Source organism: Aeromonas bivalvium, from assembly GCF_000819765.1.
GTDB lineage: Bacteria > Pseudomonadota > Gammaproteobacteria > Enterobacterales > Aeromonadaceae > Aeromonas > Aeromonas bivalvium.
This window is the reverse complement of the sequence record NZ_CDBT01000016.1, coordinates 15,311-40,247: the sequence shown is the minus strand read 5'-3', so window position 1 is coordinate 40,247 and position 24,937 is coordinate 15,311. Positions and strand designations below refer to the sequence as shown.

At 62.1% G+C, this 24,937-nt stretch carries 26 protein-coding genes; 6 read left to right on the top strand and 20 right to left on the bottom strand.

What is annotated here, in order from left to right; genetic code table 11:
* Positions 1-69 precede the first annotated feature (69 nt).
* The 10 genes from pdxJ to rpoE form a co-directional block, all read right to left on the bottom strand.
* Entirely contained in the window at positions 70-807 is a 738-nt protein-coding gene (gene pdxJ / locus BN1119_RS06125) for a pyridoxine 5'-phosphate synthase (protein ID WP_041995330.1), read from the bottom strand.
* Between the two features lie 172 nt (positions 808-979).
* Positions 980-1,678: a DNA repair protein RecO gene (recO, locus tag BN1119_RS06120; protein WP_041995328.1), complete on the bottom strand. Its 699-nt coding sequence runs from the start codon at positions 1,676-1,678 to the stop codon at positions 980-982.
* Complete coding sequence (gene era / locus BN1119_RS06115) at positions 1,679-2,584, bottom strand: GTPase Era (RefSeq protein WP_041995326.1); 906 nt, start codon at positions 2,582-2,584, stop codon at positions 1,679-1,681.
* A gap of 126 nt (positions 2,585-2,710) precedes the next feature.
* Positions 2,711-3,382 (bottom strand): ribonuclease III, encoded by a 672-nt coding sequence (gene rnc / locus BN1119_RS06110; RefSeq protein WP_041995324.1) that lies wholly within the window; start codon positions 3,380-3,382, stop codon positions 2,711-2,713.
* A gap of 2 nt (positions 3,383-3,384) precedes the next feature.
* Positions 3,385-4,308 carry a signal peptidase I gene (lepB, locus tag BN1119_RS06105; RefSeq protein WP_041995322.1) on the bottom strand — a complete coding sequence of 308 codons (924 nt, stop codon included), beginning with the start codon at positions 4,306-4,308 and terminating at the stop codon, positions 3,385-3,387.
* 4 nt (positions 4,309-4,312) lie between these two features.
* The gene (gene lepA / locus BN1119_RS06100) at positions 4,313-6,106 is read right to left on the bottom strand and encodes a translation elongation factor 4 (protein WP_041995320.1); all 1,794 of its coding nucleotides are present in this window, start codon (positions 6,104-6,106) and stop codon (positions 4,313-4,315) included.
* Positions 6,107-6,221: 115 nt separating this feature from the next.
* Positions 6,222-6,683, bottom strand: coding sequence for a SoxR reducing system RseC family protein (locus tag BN1119_RS06095; RefSeq protein WP_041995318.1), 462 nt, complete (start codon positions 6,681-6,683; stop codon positions 6,222-6,224).
* 60 nt (positions 6,684-6,743) lie between these two features.
* Positions 6,744-7,724, bottom strand: a complete 981-nt coding sequence (locus BN1119_RS06090; protein ID WP_041995316.1) for a MucB/RseB C-terminal domain-containing protein — start codon at positions 7,722-7,724, stop codon at positions 6,744-6,746.
* A 36-nt stretch (positions 7,725-7,760) separates the two neighbouring features.
* Positions 7,761-8,351, bottom strand: coding sequence for a sigma-E factor negative regulatory protein (locus BN1119_RS06085; protein ID WP_041995314.1), 591 nt, complete (start codon positions 8,349-8,351; stop codon positions 7,761-7,763).
* Between the two features lie 22 nt (positions 8,352-8,373).
* Positions 8,374-8,955: an RNA polymerase sigma factor RpoE gene (gene rpoE / locus BN1119_RS06080; protein ID WP_041995312.1), complete on the bottom strand. Its 582-nt coding sequence runs from the start codon at positions 8,953-8,955 to the stop codon at positions 8,374-8,376.
* Between the two features lie 182 nt (positions 8,956-9,137).
* Between rpoE and nadB the strand changes: the two genes are divergently transcribed.
* Positions 9,138-10,745, top strand: coding sequence for an L-aspartate oxidase (nadB, locus tag BN1119_RS06075; protein WP_041995310.1), 1,608 nt, complete (start codon positions 9,138-9,140; stop codon positions 10,743-10,745).
* A 56-nt stretch (positions 10,746-10,801) separates the two neighbouring features.
* On the opposite strand, the gene BN1119_RS06070 is transcribed toward nadB, so the two are convergent.
* Both BN1119_RS06070 and BN1119_RS06065 read right to left on the bottom strand, forming a co-directional pair.
* Positions 10,802-11,188, bottom strand: coding sequence for a protein YgfX (locus tag BN1119_RS06070; protein WP_041995432.1), 387 nt, complete (start codon positions 11,186-11,188; stop codon positions 10,802-10,804).
* A gap of 13 nt (positions 11,189-11,201) precedes the next feature.
* Entirely contained in the window at positions 11,202-11,471 is a 270-nt protein-coding gene (locus BN1119_RS06065; RefSeq protein WP_041995309.1) for an FAD assembly factor SdhE, read from the bottom strand.
* A 118-nt stretch (positions 11,472-11,589) separates the two neighbouring features.
* On the opposite strand from BN1119_RS06065, the gene ygfZ reads away from it, so the two are divergent.
* Positions 11,590-12,495 carry a tRNA-modifying protein YgfZ gene (gene ygfZ, locus BN1119_RS06060; protein WP_409337744.1) on the top strand — a complete coding sequence of 302 codons (906 nt, stop codon included), beginning with the start codon at positions 11,590-11,592 and terminating at the stop codon, positions 12,493-12,495.
* Positions 12,496-12,567: 72 nt separating this feature from the next.
* Here ygfZ and BN1119_RS06055 read toward each other — a convergent pair whose 3' ends face one another.
* Positions 12,568-13,464 (bottom strand): LysR family transcriptional regulator, encoded by an 897-nt coding sequence (locus BN1119_RS06055; RefSeq protein WP_041995305.1) that lies wholly within the window; start codon positions 13,462-13,464, stop codon positions 12,568-12,570.
* Positions 13,465-13,599: 135 nt separating this feature from the next.
* Here BN1119_RS06055 and BN1119_RS06050 point away from each other — a divergent pair, with 135 nt between their 5' ends.
* Positions 13,600-14,031 carry a PACE efflux transporter gene (locus BN1119_RS06050; protein ID WP_041995303.1) on the top strand — a complete coding sequence of 144 codons (432 nt, stop codon included), beginning with the start codon at positions 13,600-13,602 and terminating at the stop codon, positions 14,029-14,031.
* 87 nt (positions 14,032-14,118) lie between these two features.
* On the opposite strand, the gene BN1119_RS06045 is transcribed toward BN1119_RS06050, so the two are convergent.
* Both BN1119_RS06045 and BN1119_RS06040 read right to left on the bottom strand, forming a co-directional pair.
* Complete coding sequence (locus BN1119_RS06045) at positions 14,119-15,381, bottom strand: dicarboxylate/amino acid:cation symporter (protein WP_041995301.1); 1,263 nt, start codon at positions 15,379-15,381, stop codon at positions 14,119-14,121.
* Between the two features lie 612 nt (positions 15,382-15,993).
* The gene (locus BN1119_RS06040; protein ID WP_041995299.1) at positions 15,994-16,335 is read right to left on the bottom strand and encodes a hypothetical protein; all 342 of its coding nucleotides are present in this window, start codon (positions 16,333-16,335) and stop codon (positions 15,994-15,996) included.
* Positions 16,336-16,521: 186 nt separating this feature from the next.
* Between BN1119_RS06040 and cutA the strand changes: the two genes are divergently transcribed.
* From cutA to BN1119_RS06025, 3 genes are all read left to right on the top strand, one after another.
* Positions 16,522-16,839 (top strand): divalent-cation tolerance protein CutA, encoded by a 318-nt coding sequence (gene cutA / locus BN1119_RS06035; RefSeq protein ID WP_041995297.1) that lies wholly within the window; start codon positions 16,522-16,524, stop codon positions 16,837-16,839.
* Positions 16,836-18,617, top strand: a complete 1,782-nt coding sequence (locus BN1119_RS06030) for a protein-disulfide reductase DsbD (protein WP_041995295.1) — start codon at positions 16,836-16,838, stop codon at positions 18,615-18,617. Before cutA ends, BN1119_RS06030 begins: the two co-directional genes overlap by 4 nt.
* Positions 18,618-18,750: 133 nt before the next feature.
* Positions 18,751-19,185, top strand: coding sequence for a hypothetical protein (locus tag BN1119_RS06025; protein WP_041995293.1), 435 nt, complete (start codon positions 18,751-18,753; stop codon positions 19,183-19,185).
* 1 nt (position 19,186) lies between these two features.
* On the opposite strand, the gene BN1119_RS06020 is transcribed toward BN1119_RS06025, so the two are convergent.
* The 5 genes from BN1119_RS06020 to BN1119_RS06000 all read right to left on the bottom strand — a co-directional run.
* Positions 19,187-20,488: an NAD(P)/FAD-dependent oxidoreductase gene (locus BN1119_RS06020; protein WP_041995291.1), complete on the bottom strand. Its 1,302-nt coding sequence runs from the start codon at positions 20,486-20,488 to the stop codon at positions 19,187-19,189.
* Positions 20,489-20,641: 153 nt separating this feature from the next.
* Positions 20,642-21,721, bottom strand: coding sequence for a class II fructose-bisphosphate aldolase (fbaA, locus tag BN1119_RS06015; RefSeq protein ID WP_041995289.1), 1,080 nt, complete (start codon positions 21,719-21,721; stop codon positions 20,642-20,644).
* Positions 21,722-21,836: 115 nt separating this feature from the next.
* The gene (locus tag BN1119_RS06010; RefSeq protein ID WP_041995287.1) at positions 21,837-23,000 is read right to left on the bottom strand and encodes a phosphoglycerate kinase; all 1,164 of its coding nucleotides are present in this window, start codon (positions 22,998-23,000) and stop codon (positions 21,837-21,839) included.
* Positions 23,001-23,066: 66 nt separating this feature from the next.
* Complete coding sequence (gene epd / locus BN1119_RS06005) at positions 23,067-24,077, bottom strand: erythrose-4-phosphate dehydrogenase (RefSeq protein ID WP_041995285.1); 1,011 nt, start codon at positions 24,075-24,077, stop codon at positions 23,067-23,069.
* 46 nt (positions 24,078-24,123) lie between these two features.
* Positions 24,124-24,937, bottom strand: an 814-nt coding sequence (locus BN1119_RS06000; RefSeq protein ID WP_041995282.1) for an ROK family protein, incomplete at its 5' end; no start/stop codon positions are given.

Here is a 24,937-nt window from a genome sequence, read left to right as displayed (position 1 = left end):
CCCCAAAAAAGAAGCCGCCGGCAGTCTCCCTGCCGGCGGCTCGCTCATGGATACCTCACCCTGGCGGGATCAGACGTTGGTGCGGGCTTCCTGCATCAGGGCACGCATGTCGGCGACCGCCTTGGCCAGGCCGTCGAAGGCGGCGCGGCCTATGATGGCGTGGCCGATATTGAGCTCATAGATCTCGGGGATGGCGGCGATCGCCTGCACATTGTGATAGTGCAGGCCGTGGCCGGCATTGACCTTGAGCCCCTTGTCGGCGGCATAGGAGGCGCCGGCGGCGATCCGCTTGAACTCGGCGTTGCGCTCGGCATCCGTGGTGGCATCGGCATAGCGGCCGGTGTGGATCTCAATGAAGGGGGCGCCACTCAGCACGGCTGCATCGATCTGCTGGTAGTCCGCGTCGATGAAGAGCGATACCTTGGCACCCACCTCGCTCAGGCGGCGCACGGCATCGCTCACCTTGTCCAGCTGACCGGCCACGTCCAGGCCCCCCTCGGTGGTCACCTCGGTACGCTTCTCCGGCACCAGGCAGACGAAATGGGGCTTGATGCGGCAGGCGATGGCGATCATCTCCTCGGTGACCGCCATTTCCAGATTCATTCTGGTCTGAATGGTCTGGCGCAGGATCTCGACGTCACGGTCGGTGATGTGGCGGCGATCTTCCCGCAGATGGACGGTAATGCCATCGGCTCCGGCCTGCTCGGCCACGAAGGCGGCCTGAACCGGATCCGGATACTGGGTGCCACGGGCATTGCGCAGGGTGGCGATGTGATCGATGTTCACACCCAGATAGATTTCGCTCATTGATAACTCCTTGAAAGTCCGTGTTGAAATCCGTTGAAGGTCTCGAGGTCGACGGCTCGACGCCAGGGGCCTGCCTGTCTCACTGCGGGGTTGTCGCACTTTGCGTCAAAACAGCCCCCGGCTCTTTAGCTAGCGCTTGCTGACAGTTGGGAGGTTGCAGCGCCAATCGGTGTTAGCTTTTTCGCTTCAAAAACAGCTCCCGGCTCTTCAACTGGCGTTTACCCAGATAAGGTTGCAGCGCCAGCCGGCTGAAACGCTTGGCCGCCTGCAACAAGGGAGGGGTATCGAACCGCCCCTCGGCGAAGGCCAGTAGATGGGCACCGAGAAACAGGGTACGGGGATCCGGCGCCCGCTCGCAAGCGACGAAGCCAAGCTCCCGCTCGAAGCCATAGAGCAGCTCGGGCTGGATCCGGGCCTCGTCGTCGGCGGCATATTCGAAGTCCACCGCATAGCCCAGGGCCTGCAACAGCAGAAACTCGAAGCGACGCAGGGGAAGCTCCGGGGTTTCACCGTCGGTGAGCGCCATCAGCGCATGGGCATAGGCGTCGAATACCTCGGGGAAGGGGGTGTTCGCCTCGAGCAGGTAGTAGACCAGCTCGTTCAGATAGAGGCCGTAGAACAGCAGATCGCCACCGAGGCGCAGGGAGTGATCCGGGCATTCGACCTGGACCAGGTTCTTGAGATCCCCCTTGCCGCGCCAGCTGAGGGCGAGCAGGGAGAAGGGTTGCAGCAGCCCCTTGAGAGGGGAACGTGGCCCGCGGGAACCGCGAGCCACCAGGGTGAATCGGCCACTATCCTGGGTGAAGACCTCGACCAGCTGGCTGGTCTCCCGATAGGGCCGACTGTGGATGACGAAGGCTGGGCTCAGCAATCAGTCATCACCATAACCCAGGCTGCGCAGGGCCCGCTCGTCGTCGGCCCAGCCCGCCTTGACCTTGACCCACAGCTCCAGGTGCACCTTGTTCTGGAACAGGCGTTCCATGTCGATGCGCGCCTCTGTGCCTATGGTCTTGATCTTTTCCCCCTTGTTGCCGATGACCATCTTCTTCTGGCCATCCCGCTCCACCAGGATCAGGGCGTTGATGTGATAGATGCCGCTCTCTTCCACCTTGAAGCGCTCTATCTCCACCGTCACCGAGTAGGGCAGCTCCTCGCCGGTGAAGCGCATCAGCTTCTCGCGGATGATCTCCGAGGCCATAAAGCGGGAGGAGCGGTCGGTCACGTAATCTTCCGGGAAGAAGTGGACGTTTTCCGGCAGCAGATCCTTGGCCCACTCGCGGATCTTGGCCACGTTGGTGCCCTTCTCGGCGCTGATGGGCAGTATGTGGGCGAAGTTCATCTGCTGGCCCAGCCACTCCAGGTGGGGCAGCAGATCCTCTTTCTCCTTGACGTTGTCGATCTTGTTGACCGCCAGCACCACGGGGCACTTGAGGTGGCGCAGCTTGCCCAGCACCATCTCGTCATCCTTGGTCCAGTGGGTACCGTCCACCACGAACACCACCATGGCCACATCTCCCAGGGAGCTGGTGGCGGCGCGGTTCATCAGGCGGTTGATGGCCCGCTTCTCTTCGATGTGCAGGCCCGGGGTATCCACATAGATGGTCTGGTAGTGATCCTCGGTGTCGATCCCCAGGATCCGGTGACGGGTGGTCTGGGGCTTCTTCGAGGTGATGCTGACCTTCTGGCCGAGCAGCTTGTTGAGCAGGGTAGACTTGCCCACGTTGGGGCGGCCCACGATGGCGACAAAGCCGCAATAGGTGGTATCTGTATCCGTCATGACAGTTTTTCCAATGCTTGTTGTGTTGAAAGACAGCGGCCTGTTACATCAACAATCCCTGTCATGACAGTCTTTCCAATGCTTGCTGTGTTGAAAGACAGCGGCCTGTTACATCAACAATCCCTGTCATGACAGCCTTTCCAATGCTTGCTGCGCAGCGGCCTGTTCGGCCTTGCGGCGGCTGGTGCCGACCCCGATGAGGGGCTCAGCCAGGCCTTCGACGTCGCACTGGACGGTGAACTCCTGGTTGTGGGCCTCCCCCTTGACCTTGGTCACGGTATAGGTCGGCAGGGATTTGCGGCTTCCCTGCAATATTTCTTGCAGACGGGTCTTGGGATCCTTCTGCTCTATACCCGGCTTGATCTCCTCCAGGCGGCTGGCGTACCAGCCGAGCAGCAATCCACGTACCGTCTCAAGGTCGGTATCCAGATAGATGGCGCCGATCATTGCCTCGACCGTGTCCGCCAGGATGGACTCGCGGCGATAGCCGCCGCTCTTGAGCTCGCCCGGGCCCAGGATCAGATGATCCCCGAGCTCGAATTCGCGGCCCAGTTCGGCCAGTGTCTTCTCCCGCACCAGGGTGGCGCGCATCCGGCTGAGATCCCCTTCCGCCGCCTGCGGGAAGCGGTGGAACAGGTCATCGGCAATCACCAGACTGAGGATGGAGTCCCCGAGGAACTCCAGTCGCTCGTTGTGGCGGGACCCGGCACTGCGGTGCGTCAGGGCCCGGGTCAACATATCCTTGTCCGAAAAGACATGCCCGAGACGGGACTGCAGTCTGTTCATCTTGATATTCATCATCACTCGATTCCGCCAATGCGGTTGAAGCGCACGCCGGTCGGCACCCAGCCAGGCAGCCAGGAGCTCTCGTCGCGCTCAAATTCGAAACTGATCCAGATGGCGACCGCCTTGCCCACCAGGTTCTGCTCGGGCACGAAGCCCCAGAAACGGCTGTCGGTGCTGTTGTCGCGGTTGTCCCCCATCACGAAGTAGTGACCCTCGGGCACCACCCACTCGTCCGGGTAGGTACCGGGCTGGCGATAGTAGCGATCCACCAGGTCCGGCATCATGGGATTGCGCAGGGTATCGTGGCTCACCGCACCCAGTTGCTCGGTGAAGCGATCCAGGGGGATCCCCATCTGGCTGAACTCACCCCGCTTGTCGAAGGTGACGTCGAGCTTCTGGAAGCCCGGGCAGGTTTTCCCTTCCTGTTCCTCGCACTTGGGCCGGATCATGATCTGCTTGTTGCGATAGATGACCCTATCCCCCGGCATGCCGACCACCCGTTTGATGTAGTCGACCCGGGTATCCAGCGGATACTTGAACACCACCACGTCTCCCCGTGACGGTTCACCCGTCTCGAGGAACTTGGTGTTGGTCACGGGATCCTTGAGGCCATAGGCAAACTTCTCCACCAGGATGAAGTCTCCCACCAGCAGGGTGGGCATCATGGATCCCGACGGGATCTGGAACGGCTCGAACAGGAAGGAGCGCAGGATCAGCACCAGGGTGATGACGGGGAAGATCCCCGCCGTCTGTTCTATCCATACCGGCACCGGCGCCACCTTGGCCAGGGTCTTCTCGTCCAGGCCAGCACCGCCATGGGCACGGGCCACGGCGATCTTGGCGGCCCGCTGCTTGGACCACACCAGTTTGTCGACACACCAGATGACGCCGGTCACCAGACAGACGATGACCAGGATCAGGGAAAACGTGCTTGCCATCAGATCAATCCTTTCCTACATGGAGAATGGCGAGGAAGGCCTCCTGGGGCACATCGACACGGCCCAGGGACTTCATCCGCTTCTTGCCTTCTTTCTGCTTGTTCAACAGCTTCTTCTTGCGGCTCACGTCGCCGCCGTAGCACTTGGCGGTCACGTCCTTGCGCAGGGCCTTGACCGTGCTGCGAGCGATGATCTGGTTGCCGATAGAAGCCTGGATCGCGATGTCGAACATCTGGCGCGGGATCAGCTCACGCATCTTCTCCACCACCTGGCGACCGCGGAACTGGGCGTTCTCCTTGTGGGTGATGATGGCCAGGGCATCGACCCGTTCGCCGTTGATCATGATGTCCAGACGCACCATGTCGGAGGTCTGGAAGTGCTTGAAGCCGTAATCTAGGGAGGCATAGCCGCGGCTGGTGGATTTCAGGCGATCGAAGAAGTCGAGCACCACTTCCGCCATGGGGATTTCATAGGTCAGTGCCACCTGCTTGCCGTGATAGACCATGTTGGTCTGCACGCCGCGCTTCTCGATGCACAGAGTGATGACGTTGCCCATGTACTCCTGGGGCAACAAGATGTTGCACTCGGCGATGGGCTCGCGCATCTCCTTGATGTTGTTCACCGGCGGCATGGCGGCCGGGCTGTCGATGTGGATGGTCGAACCGTCGTTGAGTTCGATTTCATACACGACGGTCGGCGCCGTGGTGATGAGGTCCAGATCGTATTCCCGCTCCAGACGTTCCTGGATGATCTCCATGTGCAGCATGCCGAGGAAGCCGCAACGGAAGCCAAAGCCCAAGGCGGTGGAACTCTCCGGCTCGAAGAACAGGGAAGCGTCGTTGAGGGAGAGCTTGTCCAGGGCGTCACGGAAGGACTCGTAGTCATCGCTGGAGATGGGGAACAGGCCCGCATAGACCTGGGGCTTCACCTTCTTGAAACCGGCCAGCGCCTTGTCGGCACCGTGCTTGGCCTGGGTCAGGGTATCGCCCACGGGGGCGCCGTGGATGTCCTTGATGCCGCAGACCACCCAACCTACCTCGCCACAACCCAGACCCTGGGTATCGACCTGCTTGGGCGTGAAGATACCGATACGATCGACACCCCACACCTGACCGGTACTCATCACCTTGATCTTGTCGTTCTTCTTGAGGGAACCGTTCTTGATCCGCACGAGCGACACGACCCCCAGGTAGGAGTCGAACCAGGAGTCGATGATCAGCGCCTGCAGCGGGGCGTCCGGGTCACCTTCCGGGGCCGGGATCTTGGCGACGATCTCTTCCAGCACCAGATCGACGCCCAGGCCGGTCTTGGCGGAGCAACGCACCGCATCGACGGCATCGATGCCGACTATGTCTTCGATCTCCTCGGCAACCCGCTCGGGCTCGGCGGCAGGCAGGTCGATCTTGTTGAGCACAGGCACCACTTCCAGCTCCATTTCCATGGCGGTGTAGCAGTTGGCCAGAGTCTGTGCCTCAACCCCCTGACCGGCATCGACCACCAGCAGCGCCCCTTCACAGGCAGCCAGCGAGCGGGATACCTCATAGGAGAAGTCCACGTGACCCGGGGTGTCGATAAAGTTCAGCTGGTAGGTGTTACCGTCTTTGGCCTGGTAGTTCAGGGTCACACTCTGCGCTTTGATGGTAATGCCGCGCTCGCGTTCCAGATCCATGGAGTCAAGCACCTGAGCCTGCATCTCGCGGTCGGACAGGCCGCCACAAGTCTGGATCAGACGGTCCGACAGGGTCGATTTACCGTGGTCAATGTGCGCAATAATCGAAAAGTTACGAATGTATTTCATCGAGCAGGGATCACTCAAATTAGGTTAGGGCCGGATATGGAGGCAGGATTTTACTGGATAACCCGCTAAACGGCCAATCTTTAGTCGGCGGGTCAATCAAGGGGGGCCAACATGGTTAAACAAGGGAGCGAGTGGTGAGCACGGCTCCCAGAATACGGGGGCCATAAGCCCCCCGATCGAGACGGTTCGAATAAAAACGTACCAGCAAGAAACCCAGGGCACCGCCCCCCAGACAACTGAGGATGGTGACCCCCTCCCCCGCGCCAAGCAGAGGAGCCAGCCAGAGCTGGCCGAACAGGGCGCCCACCAGCAGGCAGAACAGCGGCAGCACATAGACCAGAGCCGCCCCCCGCAGCAGGCTCTGCCGGGGAATGCCAAGGCGCACCTGCTGGCCCACCGCCAGCGTCATGGTGCGGGCGACCCGGATCCGCTGGTGACCCTGGGGAAAGGCCTTGGCCACAGTACCGGTGCCGCAATGGGGCTGCTGCTGGCAACCACTGCAGGCGGAGCGCCGCTCACACTCGACCCAGACGTGCCGATCGTCGATGGCGACCACGGTCGCCAGCTCTTCGCTCATTTCATCCAAGGTGTCACTCCTGCGCCATGGGATCCCGCCCACCATACGTCATGGGCGTCCTTACTGCACCGTCTCATTGCGAGAGAGCGGCCGTACCGACTCGGCGATGCGCTTGGCGGTGTCGGCCGGGATCTCCCCCACCACGGTGATTTCGACCCCGACATCGTTGACGAAGCTGACCAGGGAGGTGGCCCCCTGGCGGATCAATTGCTGACGCACCGCCTGATCCGGGTCGACCCTGGCCACATAGACGGAGAGATCCACCAGGCCATCGGAGAGCATCATATAGTCCACCGGGGTGCTGGTGGTCACCAGCTGATGCTTGTCTTGCGATAGCAGCTTGAAGCCTTCCGGCAACCAGGTCACCTGCCAGTTGAGCACCTGCTGGGGGGCGGGGTAGGCATCCTCCAGCGTCAGGGCATGGGGCAGCTTGCTGTTGGCCAGGGTGACCAGCCAGGGGGACGGCGCCGACATCAGATCGAGATCCACCCCAAGCACCTGCTCCACCAGATTGCCTTCCTTGTCGATCATGTCCGACCTAAGCAGCAAATGACTCTCTTCATCGAGCCAGAGCACGAAACCATACTTGTCCGCCTCCTTGGGCACCATGCGGACCACCTGGGAGACCCGACCCGCCACCCGGCTGCGACCGGCCACCACCAGATCATAACTGGCCAGCACCCGCGCCAGCGGCATGTTGACCAGGGTGGACCAGATGCCGGGGAAGCGCCCCCCCTTGAGCGTGTATGGCTCGTGGGTGTTCTCGAAGAAGGTGAACTCATCCTGGCGCTGCAGATATTCCACCGCCTTGCCATCCAGATAACTGAGGTGGGCAACTTCCTTGCCGTCGATGATGGCATGGCTGATCCGGATCGGCTCGAGCCGTCCCTGTCTCGCCTTGACCATGGCGAGTTCGAAATTCTGTTGGGTGGCGGCTCTCTGCATCTGCTGCAACAAGGCCTCGGCCGACATTTCGTCGGCCGAGGCCTTGGCACAAATCAACAGGGCAGAGGCCAGCAGGATACGGCTGAACTGGCGCACGATAACATTCCTGAGAGAGTGATGGCTGACAGGCCCTTATTCTTGGACCTGCTTGTCTTGCAACAGGCGCTGCTGCAACTGGTGATCGCGCAGGAACGCATTGATCCTGGCTCTTTGCTCATTCACCTGTTGCTCGCTCAGGGCCTGCTGGCGGGCATTGCGCTCAGCATCCTGAGGGTAATGCACGCTCACCGGCGAGGCGCTGCCCCCTATGGGTATGGTATTGAGCACAGGATTGCTCTGCAGTGCCGGATCCTGACCCTGATACTGCTGCACCCCGAAGATGACGGCGGCGGCGACCGAGGCGGCGATGGCATACTGGCCAAACTGTTGACCCGCCCGGCGCAAGAAGGGAAGGACCCGGGCCGTCTGCCGCGCTGGCACAACCTGAGGGGCAGGTGCCGCTACGGGAGCCAGTATGGTCGGCTCCTCATCGAGGGCCATGGCTATCTTGTCGCTGAGATCCAGCCGCAGATTGAGCGGCAGATCTCCCCGCATGGCATCACCGATCAGATGGTAACGGCTCCAGGTATCCCGTCCCTCGGCATCCATCGCCAGGGCATCGAGTTCCTGAACATCACTCAGGTCACCATCCATCAGGGCCGAGATTTGCTGTTTGTTCGCCATAAGTTAACCTGTCTTCCCCAGTTTAATTCTCAGTCAGAGGTTTCAGCTTTTTGTCGATTGCGTCCCTCGCCCTGAAGATGCGGGATCTGACCGTACCCACAGGGCAATCCATGATTTCGGCAATCTCTTCATAACTCAGCCCTTCCAGTTCACGAAGGGTGATGGCTGTCCTCAAGTCCTCAGGCAGCGCCTCTATGGCGGCAAACACTGTCCGCTTGATCTCGTCGGTCAGTGCCAGATTCTCCGGGGTGGCGACCTCTTGCAGGGCCTCTCCACCGCCGTAGTATTCTGCCTCGTCGGCCTCCACGTCACTGCTGGGCGGCCTGCGCCCTTGGGAGGTGATGTAATTCTTGGCCGTATTGACGGCAATTCGGTACAACCAGGTGTAAAACGCACTCTCACCACGGAATGTCGGCAGCGCCCGATAGGCTTTGATAAAGGCCTCTTGCGCTACGTCCGGCACATCACCGGGATTGTTGACATACCTGGCCACCAGGTTGACCACCTTGTGCTGGTATTTCGTTACCAACAGGTTGAACGCGTTTTTATCGCCACGTTGGACTCGCTCAACCAGCTGTTCGTCCAGTAAATTCTGGTCGCTCATCAGGCCGTAAGACCCCCATTAAGGTTATCGTTCTTCTTTTCCGGCCTTTCCTAAGCGCACAAGTTCAGACAGGGAAAATCAGAGAAAGTTCGCTTTAGTTTAAAAAAAGGTGATGTGGGCTGCATCGTTACCCTCGCTTGGGCTACCATGGTGCCAGTTCTTTATCCAGGCCAATGATACTTATGAAAGCAAGTGTTGAATACCTTTGCGACGTGCTCATCATTGGCAGCGGTGCCGCCGGTCTGTCCCTCGCCTTGCGATTGGCAGATCAGGCCAAGGTCCTGGTTCTGAGCAAGGGGCCCATCAGTGAGGGGGCCACCTTCTATGCGCAAGGAGGCATCGCTGCCGTGTTTGACGAAACCGACAGCATCGAATCCCATGTCAGTGACACGCTCAACGCAGGCGCCGGCCTGTGCGACCCGGGGGTCGTCGAGTTCACCGCCCGCCACGCCCGCGACTCCATTCAGTGGTTGATCCAGCAGGGGGTCCCCTTCGATCAGGAGGAGGACGACCACGGCGAGCCCCACTATCACCTGACCCGGGAAGGGGGCCACAGCCATCGCCGCATCTTCCATGCGGCGGACGCCACCGGCAAGGCGGTGCAGACCACGCTGGTCGACCAGGTGCGCGCCCACCCCAATATCCAGCTGATGGAGCGCTTCAACGCGGTCGATCTCATCACCACCCGCAAGCTGGGTCTGCCGGGCAACCGGGTGCTGGGAGCCTATGTCTGGAACCGCAACGCCGAACAGGTCGAGGTGATCCGCGCCCGCTTCGTGGCCCTGGCCACCGGCGGCGCCTCCAAGGTGTACCAATACACCTCCAACCCGGATGTGAGCTCGGGGGATGGCATCGCCATGGCCTGGCGTGCCGGCTGCCGGGTGGCGAACCTGGAATTCAACCAGTTCCACCCCACCAGCCTGTACCACCCGGACGACCCCAACTTCCTGCTGACCGAAGCCCTGCGTGGCGAGGGGGCCTATCTGCGCCGCCCGGACGGCAGCCGTTTCATGGAAGATTTTGACGAGCGGGCCGAGCTGGCGCCGCGAGACATCGTCGCCCGCGCCATCGACCACGAGATGAAGCGCCTGGGCGCCGACTGCATGTATCTGGACATCAGCCACAAGCCGGCGGAGTTCATCATCAAGCACTTCCCGACCATTTATGAGCGTTGCATGGCGGTCGGTATCGACATCACCAGGGAGGCGATGCCCATAGTCCCGGCGGCCCACTACACCTGTGGCGGCGTGATGATAGACAACAACGGCCAGACCGACATTCCCGGGCTCTATGCCATCGGCGAAGTGACCTATACCGGTCTGCACGGCGCCAACCGCATGGCCTCCAACTCCCTGCTCGAATGCGTGGTCTATGCCCATCAGGCGGGGGCCGACATCCTGGCCAAGCTGCCCATGAGCGTGGAGCCCCCGGCCCTGCCCGCCTGGGACGAGAGCCTGGTGGACGATTCGGACGAGCAGGTGGTGATCCAGCACAACTGGCACGAGCTGCGACTGATGATGTGGGACTATGTGGGGATAGTGCGTACCAACAAGCGGCTCGAACGGGCCAAGCGCCGCATCGATCTGCTCAAGCAGGAGGTGCAGGAGTACTACGCCAACTTCCGGGTCTCCAACAACCTGCTGGAGCTGCGCAACCTGCTGCAGGTGGCCGAGCTCATCGTCAACTGCGCCCTGCAGCGCAAGGAGTCTCGCGGCCTGCACTACAACCTGGACTTCCCGGACATGCAGGCCAACCCCAGGCCGACCGTGTTGACCCCGGACAGGGATTGATCCGCAGCGCCATCACCACAGACCCCGCCGAGTGCGGGGTCTGTCATTCTGGCCAGTCAGCGGTTCCCCTTGCGGGCCGGATTGAGGTGCACGGCCCGGGCCAGGGCGCGATAGTGTTCGGGGGCCAGGGCATCGGCGAACAACCAGAGCCGGGCTTGTCCGCCCTGCTCCCCCAGCAGCTGGAGCCAGAGCGCGCCGGGCAGGATGCAGCTGCGCGGTCCGATCCGGTAGCGCCCGCCCTGCCAGCTCAGCCACTCCCGCTCCCAGAGCAGTGGCGCGCTCACCCGGCGCGACTGGCGCAGGGCCAGGGTCAGGCCCAGGGCCCAGACCGGCAGAAACAGTCCCCACAAGCCGCCCTGGATCAGCGCAGACACAGGCCAGAGCATCCCCAAGAACAACGCCAGCAGACAGAGCTGCTGGCGCCGGGAGACGATGACGGGGATCTGCATGCCGACCTTACAACTTGGCGTCGTGGCGAGCCTGGTTGCGCGCCAGGATCAGGGGGATCATGGCGGCAAAATCGGGATCATCCGGCACCCCGTGGCCCATGCTCCAGCGAAACAGCTCGGGATCCTCGCACGCCAGCAAACGGATGAAGGTCTGCTGCTCGGCCTCGCTCAGGGAGTCGAACTCGTGTTCGAAAAAGGGCATAAAGATCACATCCAGCTCGAGCATGCCACGACGGCAGGCCCACTTCAGGCGGGATTTCTCGATGGGGCTCAACATGGCTCTCTCCTTACAAAGACCCGGGGATGGTAACAGCAGGATTTTCCGGCTGACAAACATTCCTTACGTCTTTACCATGCAGGTCACATACTTTTGTCCCAGGAATGCGATCGTGAGCCTGCAAGCCCCTGTTTTCCCTGCCGAGCCTACCCAATTCCCCCTGACCGGCCTGGCTCTGGTCCGCCTCACCGGCGAAGAGAGAGCCAAATACCTGCAAGGTCAGGTCACCTGTGACGTCAATGCCCTCGCCCCCGGCCAGAGCACCCTGGGCGGCCACTGCGATGCCAAGGGCAAGCTGTGGGGCGATTTTCGCCTCTACTGCCTGCAAGAGAGCCTGCTGTTGCAGACCAGGGCCTCCCTGCTGGCACGCCAGCTGCCTGAGCTCAAGAAATTTGCCGTGTTCGCCCGGGTCGATATCCAGCCGTGCGACTGGACCAGCCTGGCCATCGCGGGCACGGGCACGGATGCCTGGATCGCCACCGAGTTCGGTCTCAGCGACACGGGACTGACCCCCTCTGGCATGGCAGCCCGGGTCGCCCCCGACCGCTGGCTGCTGGTGAGCGAGCAGGATCCCGCCCTGGCCCTGCCGCAGGCCAGCCAGGATCTCTGGTGGGCCCTGGACATAGCCGCCGGCATCCCTCACCTGGAGGCGGTCCATCAGGGGGAATACATTCCCCAGATGATCAACCTGCAGGCCCTCGGCGGCATCAGCTTCACCAAGGGCTGCTACATGGGCCAGGAGACGGTGGCCCGTGCCAAGTATCGCGGCGCCAGCAACCGGGCCCTGTTCGTGCTGGCCGGCGAGGCCAGTGCCACGGTCGCCAGCGGCGATACCCTGGAGCGGCAGCTCGGCGAGCACTGGCGCCGCAGCGGCCTGGTGCTCAATGCCTGGCAGCAGGATGGTCAGGTCTGGCTCACCGCCGTGCTGCCCAAGGATACCGAGGCCGACGCCCTGTTTCGCCTCAAGCAGGAGGAGGGGTCACGGCTGCACCTGCAACCCCTGCCCTACGCGCTGGACGACTGAGCCGCGCCACTCGTATCAAGGCCCGCAAGGGCCTTTTTGCTGCCACCCACCTGGCGGTGAAACCGACTCTGCTTACCCCCTGAACACCTGACGGGCATGGATCACCAGCGCCTCCCTGAGCCAGCGGCCCGCCGGCCCCAGCGGCTGATCCCGCCGCCACAGCAGCTCCAGTCCCATGCTCCACTGCTGCTCGAGAAAATCCACCGGCAGCACCACCACCTCCCCCCTGGCCAGGGGCCCCTGCAACAGGTATTCGGGCACGGAACCCCAACCCAGACCCCGCTTGATGAGCTCGAGCACGCCCCAGTCCCCCTCCACCCACCAGACGCTCGGCGCGAAGCGAAAACGCTCCCGCTCCCCGCCGCCCCGCTGGCCGGTGACCATCAGCTGGCGCTCCCCCTTGAGATCGCCGAGCCCGACCCGCGCCAACCGGGCCAGGGGATGAGCCGGTGCCACGACGATGGGCAGGCGCAGGCGACCCAAGGCATGAAACTCCAGATCCCGGCTCGCTTGCAGCCGCTCGTAACTGATGCCGAGCTGGGCCCGCCCCTCCCGCAGCAGATGGGTGAGATCTTCGAGCATGGGAAACAGCAGCTCCAGCTCGATGGCGGGGAAGGTCTGGGCGAAGCGATCCAGCACCTCGGCGACCCAGGGCAGCTGGGAATCGTCGTCGATGGCCAGGGTCAGCCTGGCCTCCACCCCGCCATGGAGCTCGTGGGCCACCGCCTGCAACTGCTCGCTGCTGGCGAGCACGGCCCTGGCCTCCACCAGCAATCGCTCACCGGCCGCGGTCAGCACCGGATAGCGGCCGCGGCGATCGAACAGTTCGACCCCCAGATCTATCTCCAGATTGGCGATGGCGCTGCTCACCACGGATTGCGCCTTGCCGAGGCGGCGGGCCGCGGCGGAGAAAGAGCCGGTCTCGGCCGCCGCCAGCAAGGCCTTGAGCTGTTCCAAAGAGAGATTCATGGGGAGATTCCTTGCCAGTGCTGGCCCAGCATCAGGGCCATGATGTATCTACAAAACAGATGGATACCAACGTGAAACTATCGCAGTTTAGCGATAGATTTCTGCCCATATCAACACCTGAAGAGAGAGATAGAGATGCGTACCGTCCGTGATCGTCTGCGCCACGCCATCGGCTTTGAATTGATTGGCCTGCTGATCGCCGCCCCCCTCGCCAGCTGGTTGACCGGGGTGGCCCTGAGCCACATGGGGCCACTTGCCCTCTTCTTCTCCGTGCTGGCCACCCTCTGGAACTATGTCTACAACCTCGGATTTGACCGTTTGCTGCAACAACGCCAGGGGCATACGCGCAAGAGCCTGTGGCAGCGGGTATGGCACGCCATCGGGTTCGAAGGGGGCCTGCTGACCGTGGCCCTGCCCGCCATGGCCTGGTGGCTGGAGATCAGCCTGCTGGAGGCTCTGGTGCTGGATCTGGGCTTCGTGCTCTTCTATCTGGTCTATGCCTTCGTCTACAACCTGCTCTACGACAGGGTCTTTCCCATCCCGGTTCAGACGGCGCAGGGCATCTGACCCCCAGGCTCCCATGAAAAAGGTCCACCCCGAGGTGGACCTTTCGATGACCCAGCCCGGCCGCTCGGCCGGGGCAGTGACGCGGTATCAGGCCGCCGCCTGCTCGGGCTGAGCCTCTTCCACCCCGATACCATTCTCGGACTTGGCCACCACCACGCAGACCGCGGTATCCCCCACCACGTTGGAGGAGGTGCAGAACATGTCATTGATACGATCCACCGCCATGATGATGGCGAGCGCCTCCATGGGCAGGCCGAGTTGCATCAGCATCACCCCTATCATGACCACGCCACCGCCGGGCACGCCCCCCGCGCCGATGGAGAGGATCAGCACGGTGAAGCCGATGGAGAGCAGATCCGCGCTGTTGATGCTGGCGCCGGTGGCGTTGGCCACGAACAGGGTCGCCAGCGTGATGTAGATGGAGACACCTGACATGTTCATGGTGGCCCCGAGCGGCACGCCGAAGCCCGCGATGGACTTGCTGACCCCAAACTTCTCGGTGAGGGTGCGCATGGTCACCGGAATGGTAGCGTTGGAGCTGGCGGTCGACAGGGAGAAGAGCACCTGCTCGCGTGTCTTGCGACGAAACTCGGCAGGCTTGATCCCGGTCAGCAACCAGACCAGCAGCGGATAGACCAGGAAGATCCAGCCCACCAGCATGGCCACCACCAGCAGCACATAACTGGCCACCGACATCAGGGTATCGGCCGCCATGGTGGCGCCCAGCTGCACCATGAGGGCGAACACGCCGTACGGTGCCAGCTTCATCACCAGGCCCACCAGTTTCATCATCACCTCGTTGGCGATGCGAAACGCGTTGACCGCAGGGCCGCCGCGCTTGTCCAGGGCCTGAATGGCCAGACCGGTCAGGATCGCCATGAAGATAATCTGCAGCATGTCGCCGGAGGCAAACGCCTGGATCGGGTTGCTCGGCACTATGTTCATGATCATCTTGCCGATGTCAGGGGTGCTGGTGTTGCCTATGTCCACCGCCTCTGCGGCCAGGGGCAGATGGGCCCCCAGACCGGGTTGCAGCAGCAGGCCCACCGTCAGGGCGGCCGTGATGGCCAGCACGGTATTGCCTATGTAGAGCAGCAGTGTCTTGGTGCCGAGGCGACCGAAACTCGCCACGTCTTTCAGCTCGCATACCCCGCAGACGATGGAGATGTAGACCAGGGGGATGACCATCAGCTTGATCAGGGAGACGAACATGCCCCCTATGCCGCTGGCGCTGCCGACGACCCAGGTATCCAGCAATGGCTGGCCGGGGAAGAGATACTGGATGGCACTGCCCAGCACCAGGCCGGCAAACAGGCCGACGAAGATGCGGGACGAGAGAGACTTATCCATGGGACTGCTCCTGTGTGTGATTGTCTGTCTTGTATTGTTTTTGTAGTCAATATCACTATCGCGATCTGACGAAGGCAGACTCTACACCCAAGAAACATTTTTGCTACAAATGGTATATATCACTGTCAAAGCCTGTGACTTGGATCAAAAGTTCAGCATTTACCGCCACTTTCGGCAGAAATACAGAGCTTTGACTCAAATAAAGCCACAGCGGCATCAACCTATAAATTTGTTTAAAAGATGAGATATTAGATACATGACGAGATTTAACACCAAGCAATCAGACCATAATCACTGATTTTTGCCTGAGTCACGGAATTAAATGCCAGCAGCAAAGATGATACACAGGCCTCCCAACAGGCAGGCAAGGCGATAGTGCAATATGCTGCCAGAACGCCAACAGGCAGCAGCCTGGCTAGATAAAGATCCCGAAGCAGAAAGCCAGACAGGGGATATGGCCGCCATGGACGTCAAGCCCAGGATCAACAGAGCACAAGGAATGCAGGGCAGCAACAGGCCGGGTCAAGACGGCGGAGGGGACTCGGAAAATGCCGATGAAGGGAAGGAGGGCCAGAGGCGGCAGCAAGTCTGCCTCTGGCTCGGGGAGAGGGATCAGGCCTGGGCAGTGGCGAGGGGCGCCTCTTCTGGCTGTGCACTCGCCTCCTTGCCCGATACGGCGGCGATCTCCTGCTGGTACTGGCTCAGCAGACGCTGGGCCGCCACCATGTCCCCCTTGTGCAAACGCTCGAACAGATGATGCTGGACCACGCCGCTCAGGTATTCGACCGTGATGGGCTGCTCCAGGGTCTCCAGCAGCTCTTCCTTGCCGAGTTCGGCATTGATCTCGTCCGCACAGCTGCGCAGCAGGCCCGACAACTGGGTCAACATCCGGCGCTCACCATCGCGTAGCAGGCTCAGCATGCGAGTCTTCTGCTGCTCGTTCTGTTGGGTCATACATATCCTTACGTCTAGGGGAACAGGCCCGCTCATTTTGCCCTGTCCGCTCAAGAGCGTCCATCCCGCACGACACTCTTATTTACCCCCGGGCCCCGCGCGCCCTGCTGTGCTTTTTGGGGCGCATCTCGGTATAGTGAGCGGGGCCTGTCGCCCTGTCGTACGACCCACGGAGACCCTTGCCCCATGACGGATGCCATCTTGCTGCTCTGTACCTGCCCGGATCAGGCGAGCGCCGACCTCATCAGCGAGCAGCTGCTCGAGCGCCGCCTCGCGGCCTGCATCAACCAGCTGCCCGGGGTGCGCTCCCTCTACCGCTGGCAGGGGAAGGTTGAGCGCGCCAGCGAAATCCAGCTCATCATCAAGTCCCGAATGCCGCTGTTTGCCGCCATCGAGCAGGCGATCCTGGCCCTGCATCCCTATGACACCCCCGAGCTGATCACCCTGCCCGTCACGGGCGGCCATGGGCCCTATCTTGACTGGCTGACACAGGAAACCTCATGACCCGCCTTCTTTCCCCGCTCCTGCTGCTCACTGCCCTGCTGACCGGGCTGGCCCCCGCCCTCGTCAGGGCCAATGTGGATCCCCTTGCCTTGCTCGGCCTGGGCCAGCAGGCCCCCCGCTTTCTCAAGGTCGATGAGGCCTTCGCCCTCGATGCCGTGCAAGAGGGGGCCCAACTGACGGTGCGCCTGCAGATTGCCGAGGGTTACTACCTCTATCGCCACCGCTTCGCCTTCAAGGGGGAGAACGCCGACGTCGCCCCCCCTGCGCTCCCGCCGGGCACGGACCATGAGGATGACTTCTTCGGCAAGACTCAGGTCTACTACCGGCAGGTGGAGATCCCACTGCAACTCACCCGGGTCGATGAAGGGGGTCGGCTGCACGTCAGCTATCAGGGCTGCACCGAGGGGCTCTGCTACCCCCCCACCGACAAGGTGATCGCCCTGAGCCCCCTTGGCGCCGCGGACGAGCCGGCGATCCGGCCCGGCACCCTGACCGGCGCCGCCACTCAGGATGCCACCGCCAGCCAGCAGGACCGGCTGGCCGCCGCCCTCGGCAGCCAGGGCTTCTGGCTCAGCGTCGTCGCCTTCTTTGCACTCGGCCTCGGCCTTGCCTTCACCCCCTGCGTCTTCCCCATGTATCCCATCCTCACCGGCATCATCGCAGGGGCGGGGCACCGCCTCTCCACCCGACGCGCCTTCCTGCTCTCCTTCGTCTATGTGCAGGGGATGGCGCTCACCTACACCCTGCTCGGGCTGGTGGTGGCGTCGGCCGGGTTGCAATTCCAGGCGGCCCTGCAGCACCCCTATGTGCTGATCGGCCTCTCCGTCATGTTCGTGCTGCTGGCCCTCTCCATGTTCGGGCTCTACAGCCTGCAACTGCCGAGCAGCCTGCAGACCCGTCTCTCGGGCCTCTCCAACCGCCAGCAGGGCGGCTCGGTCGCCGGTGTCGCCATCATGGGGGCGATCTCGGGACTGGTCTGCTCCCCCTGCACCACGGCCCCCCTCTCCGGCGCCCTCATCTACGTGGCCCAGAGCGGCGATCTCTGGCTCGGCGGCGCGGCCCTCTACGCCCTGTCGCTGGGCATGGGGCTACCCCTGCTGCTGCTCGGCACCTCGGGGGGCAGGCTGCTGCCCAAGGCGGGGGCCTGGATGGATGTGGTCAAGCAGCTGTTTGGTTTTGCGCTGCTGGCGGTGCCCATACTGCTGCTGTCACGGCTGTGGAGCGATCAGGTCACCAACCTGGCCTGGCTCGGCTTGGGGCTGGCGCTGTGTGGTTACCTCTATCATCACAATCAGGGGAGCGAGCATGGCCCTGGCAAGAGCCTGCGCGGCTTTGCCCTGCTGCTGGCCATGATGGGCGCCATGGTCGCGGGCAAGGATCTGCTGCTGCCGACCCCAAGCGGTGTGAGTGCCGACATCCAGGCCCCCCGATTCATCCGCATCAAGACCCAGGATGATCTCAAGACGCAACTGGTCGCCGCCCGCGGCAAGCCGGTGCTGCTGGATCTCTACGCCGACTGGTGCGTGGCCTGCAAGGAGTTCGAGCACAAGACCTTCAGCGACCCCGAGGTGCGGGCGCGCTTTGCTGACATGGTGCTGCTGCAGGCAGACGTCACCGCCAACGACGACGCCGATGTTGAGCTGCTCAATGGCCTGAACGTGCTGGGATTGCCGACCCTGATCTTCTTCGATCGCGATGGCAACGAGGTGAACGGCCAGCGGGTGACCGGCTTCATGGGGCCCGCCGAGTTCCTCGGCCAGCTCGACAGGATCCGTTAGCAACGAGGGCTCAGGGGAGCAAACTGGGCCCTCGGTTTCTGGCATCCACGCCGATTTTTCCCGCCATCCCTTGTTTATGGTGCGTGCCATGGCAAAATTCGCCTTTTCCCGTCTCGCATCGTCCGGAGTCTTGATGAAAAAGTGGTTCATCCCCCTGCTGGCCCTCTGGCTGGCAGCCTGCAGCGCCGGGCCCGCCGCCGATGAGATAGAAGGCCAGATCAGGGCCAGACTGCACGGGAGCGCCGATGCCCAGCTGTTTGATATCAGTGATTTTCAGGTGCTGGACAAGACACAGCGAGAGGAAGGCGTCTATCTCGTCAGCGTCAGCTACCGGATCCATTTCAAGCAGGGACTGGCAGAGCTCCGGGTGCTGCAGGACGAGGATCTGATCTATGACAGAGCCGGCCCCTTCCAGCAGGAGATGGGGCTGATGGAGCTGGAGCGAAAATATGGCGAGTTCGAGGCAGGCCAGGCGCTGGCGCAGCAGGTCCAGGTGTGGATGGTCAGGACGGAGCAGGGCTGGCGCCTGGCCGAGCCCGCCCAGGGAGTACACAGTCCCGCCGCCTGATCTAGAGCAGATCCTTCATCCTGTGCCACAGCATACCGAGCGCCAGCAAGGGTGAACGCAGGGCCGGACCGCCAGGAAAGGTCATGTGGGGCACGCGGCTGAACAGATCAAAGCCCCGGCTCTCCCCCTTTATCGCCTCCGCCACCAGCTTGCCCGCCATGTGGGTGGCGTTGAGGCCGTGACCCGAATAGGCCTGGGCGTAGAAGACGTTGGGGTGATCAGCCAGGCGGCCTATCTGCGGCAGCCGGTTGGCACCAATCCCTATCATGCCCCCCCACTGGAACTCGATGGCGGTGCCCGCGAGCTCGGGGAAGACCCGCAGCAGCTTGGGCAGCATGAAGGCCTTGATATCCCTGGGATCCCTTCCTGAGTAGTTGCAGGCGCCGCCAAACAGCAGCCGGCCATCGGCCGAGAGGCGGTAGTAGTCCAGCGCCACGTTCTGATCGCACACCGCCATGTTTTGCGGCAGCAATCGCTGGCGCAGCCGCTTCTCCAGCACCTGGGTGGCGAGTATGTAGGAGCCCGCCGGCAGCACCTTGCCCCCCAGCTCCGGATTGAGTTCGTTGAGATAGGCGTTGCAGCCTATCACCAGATAATCGCTGCTCACCCGACCGTGGGCCGTGGTCACCTCGACCCGCTCGCCGTAGTCGATGTGGGTCACCCTGGAGTGCTCGAACAGGGCGACGCCGAGGCTGGCCGCCGCGCGCGCCTCTCCCAGAGCCAGGTTGAGGGGGTGCAGGTGGCCGGAGCCCATGTCGATCATGCCGCCGATGTAGCGATCCGATCCCACCACGGTATGGATATCTTCGCGCGCCACCAGCGTCAACTCATGCTCATAACCCAGGTTCGCCAGGTGCTGCGCATCCTCCTCGAACCCTTTCAGGTGGCGTGCCTTGGTGGCAAGATCGCAATAGCCCCAGGTGAGATCGCAGTCGATGTCGAAACGCTCGACCCGATCCCGCACCAGCTGTACCGCTTCGATCCCCATCCGATCCAGCTCCCGTACGCCCTCCTCACCGATGTAACGGGCGAACTGGCTGGTATCGTGGCCTATGCCGCGAATGAGCTGGCCGCCGTTGCGCCCCGACGCCCCCCAGCCGATGCGGTTGGCTTCAAGCAGCACCACCTTGTAGCCCGCCTGGGCCAGATTGATGGCGGTGTTGAGGCCGGTAAAACCGCCACCGATGACGCAGACGTCCGCATCCAGCTCACCACTGAGCTCGGGCCACTGCCGATGGTCGTTGCGGGTGGCCGCGTAATAGGAGGCCACGTGTTCCTGATGTCCCTGTCTTCCTGTCTGCATGCTCAGCATCCTGCCTGGTTGCATTCGTTTACTAAATTAAACGGGTGTCATCGATAATACCCAGCCCCCCATCGTCAATCCAGCCCGCCAGGATCACAGAAATGCAAAAGGCGCCCCGAAGGGCGCCTTTTCATGCAATCGAGGTGCTGTGAATTACAGTACGTCGACGGCGTTCAGGTCGGAGAAGGCCTTCTCCAGACGGGCGATCATGGAAGTCTGACCGGCACGTACCCAGACGCGCGGATCGTAGAACTTCTTGTTCGGCTTGTCGGCACCTTCCGGGTTGCCCAGCTGGCCTTGCAGGTAGGCTTCGTTGGCCTTGTAGAAGCCCAGCACGCCTTCCCAGGTCGCCCACTGGGTGTCGGTGTCGATGTTCATCTTCACCACACCGTAGGAGATGGATTCGCGGATCTCTTCCAGGGTGGAACCTGAGCCACCGTGGAACACGAAGTCCAGGGACTTGGCAGGCAGACCGAATTTCTCGGAGACGTACTTCTGGGAAGCATCCAGGATGGTCGGGGTCAGCTTGACGTTACCCGGCTTGTACACACCGTGCACGTTGCCGAAGGAGGCAGCGATGGTGAAGCGCGGGCTGATCTTGGACAGACGCTCGTAAGCGTAGGCCACGTCTTCCGGCTGGGTGTACAGGGAGGATTGATCCAGGTGGCTGTTGTCCACGCCGTCTTCTTCACCGCCGGTGCAGCCCAGTTCCAGCTCCAGGGTCATGTCCAGCTTGGCCATGCGGGTCAGGTACTCGCAGCAGATGTCGATGTTCTCTTCCAGCGGCTCTTCGGACAGATCCAGCATGTGGGAGGAGAACAGCGGCTTGCCGGTTTCGGCGAAGTGCTTCTCCCCCGCATCCAGCAGACCGTCGATCCACGGCAGCAGCTTCTTGGCGGCATGGTCGGTGTGCAGGATCACGGGAACACCGTAGGCTTCGGCCACGGCGTGCACGTGCTTGGCGCCGGAGATGGCACCCAGGATGGCAGCTTGCTGGCCTTCCAGCTTCAGACCCTTGCCGGCGGTGAACACGGCACCACCGTTGGAGAACTGCACGATGACCGGGGCTTTGACCTTGGCGGCAGCTTCCAGCACGGCGTTGACGGAGTCGGTACCGACGCAGTTGACGGCCGGCAGAGCGAAGCCGTTTTCCTTGGCGATGGCGAACACTTTCTGAACGTCATCACCAGTGATCACGCCGGGTTTTACGAAGTCGAAAATTTTCTTAGACATGTTTAATCGTCCTGTCTCGTATGCCGTTAATAAAAAGTGGGGGGTTCATCATGAACCGGCACAGCGGCCACATGATAAACGAAACGGGAGGCTTTTGCCCCCCGTCCCGGGTCAATTAGGCTTTGGCGCGCTCTTCGAGAATCGCGACAGCCGGCAGTACCTTGCCTTCTACGAACTCCAGGAAGGCGCCGCCGCCGGTGGAGATGTAGGAGACCTTGTCGGCGATGCCGAACTTGTCGATGGCGGCCAGGGTGTCACCACCGCCAGCGATGGAGAAGGCCGGGGAAGCGGCGATGGCTTCGGCGATCACCTTGGTGCCTGCGGCGAACTGGTCGAACTCGAACACGCCGACCGGGCCGTTCCACAGTATGGTCTTGGCGTTCATGATGATGTCGGCCAGGGCCTTGGCAGAGTCAGGGCCGATGTCGAAGATCATGTCGCCGTCGGTCACATCGCTCACGGACTTGATGGTGGCCGGGGTGGACTCGGAGAACTCGGCACCGACCACCACGTCTGTGGTCACCGGAATGTTGGTCTCGGCAGCCAGCTTCTTGGCGGTATCGATCAGGTCGTGCTCGCACAGGGACTTGCCGACGTTGTGACCGGCAGCGGCGATGAAGGTGTTGGCGATGCCACCACCGACAACCAGCTGGTCAGCGATCTTGGAGAGGGATTCCAGCACGGTCAGCTTGGTGGAGACCTTGGAGCCGCCAACGATGGCAACCATGGGGCGCTCGGGCTTGAGCATGGCCTTGCCCAGGGCGTCCAGTTCACCGGCCAGCAGGGGGCCGGCACAGGCGACCGGGGCGAACTGGGCCACACCGTAGGTGGAGCCTTCGGCGCGGTGAGCAGTACCGAATGCATCCATTACAAAGACGTCACACAGGGCGGCGTATTTTTTGGCCAGATCGATGGCGTTCTTCTTCTCGCCCTTGTTGAAGCGGCAGTTTTCCAGCACGACCAGCTCGCCGGCGGCGACGTCTACGCCATCCAGGTAATCCTTGGCCAGGCGGACCGGGCAGGACAGTGCGTCTTTCAGATAGTTGACGACCGGGGCCAGGGAGAATTCTTCGTTGTATTCACCCTCGGTCGGACGACCCAGGTGGGAGGTGATCATCAGCTTGGCGCCCTTTTCCAGAGCCAGCTTGATGGTCGGCAGAGTCGCCTTGATCCGTGCATCTGAAGTGACCTTGCCGTCTTTTACCGGCACGTTCAGGTCAGCACGGATCAGCACGCGTTTACCCGCCAGATCCAGGTCGGTCATCTTGATAACAGACATATTCAGTCCTCTATATATTTTCAGGTAATGTTAAAAAAACAGTAACCTTGCGCCCGGTGCAGGCTCTCAGCCTGCGGCCATCATGGCCCGGGTGGTATCCAGCATGCGGTTGGCGAAGCCCCATTCGTTATCGCACCACATCAACATCTTGACGAGGTTGGCATCGCTCACCCGGGTCTGGGTACCATCAATGATGCAGGAGTGTGCATCATGATTGAAGTCTACGGAGACCAGCGGCTCTTCCGTGTAGTCCAGGATACCCTGTAATGTACCTCTGGATGCCCGTTGCAGGGCTTGATTTACGTCAGTAACCGTCACTTTTTTACGAACAGTAATGCTCAGATCCATGGCGGTTACATTGATGGTCGGCACCCGCACCGCGATCGCCTCGAACTTGCCGGCGAAATGGGGCAGGATCCGCTCCAGCCCCTTTGCCAGCTTGGTATCCACCGGGATGATGGACTGACTGGCGGCCCGGGTTCGACGCAAGTCGCTGTGGTAGGCATCGATGACTTGCTGGTCGTGCATGGCCGAATGAATTGTCGTAATAGTACCACAATTTATCTCGAATTCTCGATGCAATGTTTCGATGACGGGCACCACGCAGTTGGTGGTACAGGAGGCATTGGAGACGATCCGCTCCCGTCCCGTCAGGGTCTGGTGGTTCACCCCGAAAACGATTGTCGCGTCCACGTCCGCATCCGCCGGATGGGAGAAGAGCACCTTGCCCGCCCCCGCATTCAGATGGCGCTCGGCATCGGCCCGGGAGCCGAAGACCCCGGTGCAGTCCAGCACCACGTCCACCCCCAGTGCCCGCCAGGGCAGATTGGCCGGATCCCGCTCGGCAAACAGGGCGATGAGATCCTCCCCCACCTGCATGCGGCTTCCCGCCAGCTGTACCGGATGACCGAAGCGACCATGGCTGGTGTCGAAGCGGGTGAGGTGCACCATGGCCTCGGGGGCAGCCAGCTCGTTGATGGCGACTATCTTGATGGTCTTGTCACGGCCGCTCTCGTAGAGGGCCCGCAGCACGTTGCGCCCGATGCGGCCATAGCCGTTGATGGCAATCTTGATCATGGAGATTGAGTGTCCTTACCTGCGACGAGGAGAAGATGGGGAGGCATCATGAGAGTTGCGCCTCCCGGAAGGTGCCACGGGCCAGCAGTGCGGCACCGAATACCCCGGCGCTGTCCCCCAGGGCCGGCGCTATCATGGGGGTGGCGAAACGGGGGTTGAACAGGAAGGGCAATAGCGTCTCGCGCCCGGCGCGATAGAGGCTCTGCACATTGCCCACGCCGCCACCGATGACGATCACATCCGGATCGAGAATATTGACCACGTTGGCGAGGGCCTGGCCGAACAATAGGTGCAACCGATCCAGGGTGAGTCTGGCAACGTGGTCGTGGGCGGTCGCCGCCGCTATCCGTGCCAGGGACAGATGGCGTTTGGCCTTGGCCTCATACCAGGCCTCCAGCGCAGGGCCGCTGATGAGGGTTTCGACACAGCCACGCTTGCCGCAGTAGCACTCGGGCCCATCCGGCAGCAGGACATTGTGACCCCACTCCCCGGCGATACCATGGTGGCCGTTGAGGATCTGGCCGTTGATGACGATGCCGGCCCCCACTCCCGTGCCCATGATGATGCCAAACACTACCTTGGCATCGGGATGGTGCTGGCGCACCGCCCCCAGGTGGGTCTCCGCCAGGGCGAAGCAGTTGGCGTCGTTGGCGATGAGCACGGGCACGCCCAGCCTGCGCGCCAGATCCTCCTTGAGGGGCTTGCCATTCAACTCGGTGGTGTTGCAGTTCTTCATCAGGCCGGTCTGGGGATCTCGCGCCCCCGGGGTGCCCATGCCGATGAGAACAGGGCGCTGGCCGAGCCGCTCGGCGCACTCGTCCACCAGCCTGGCGATCTGACCGAGTATGTGCTCGTAACCG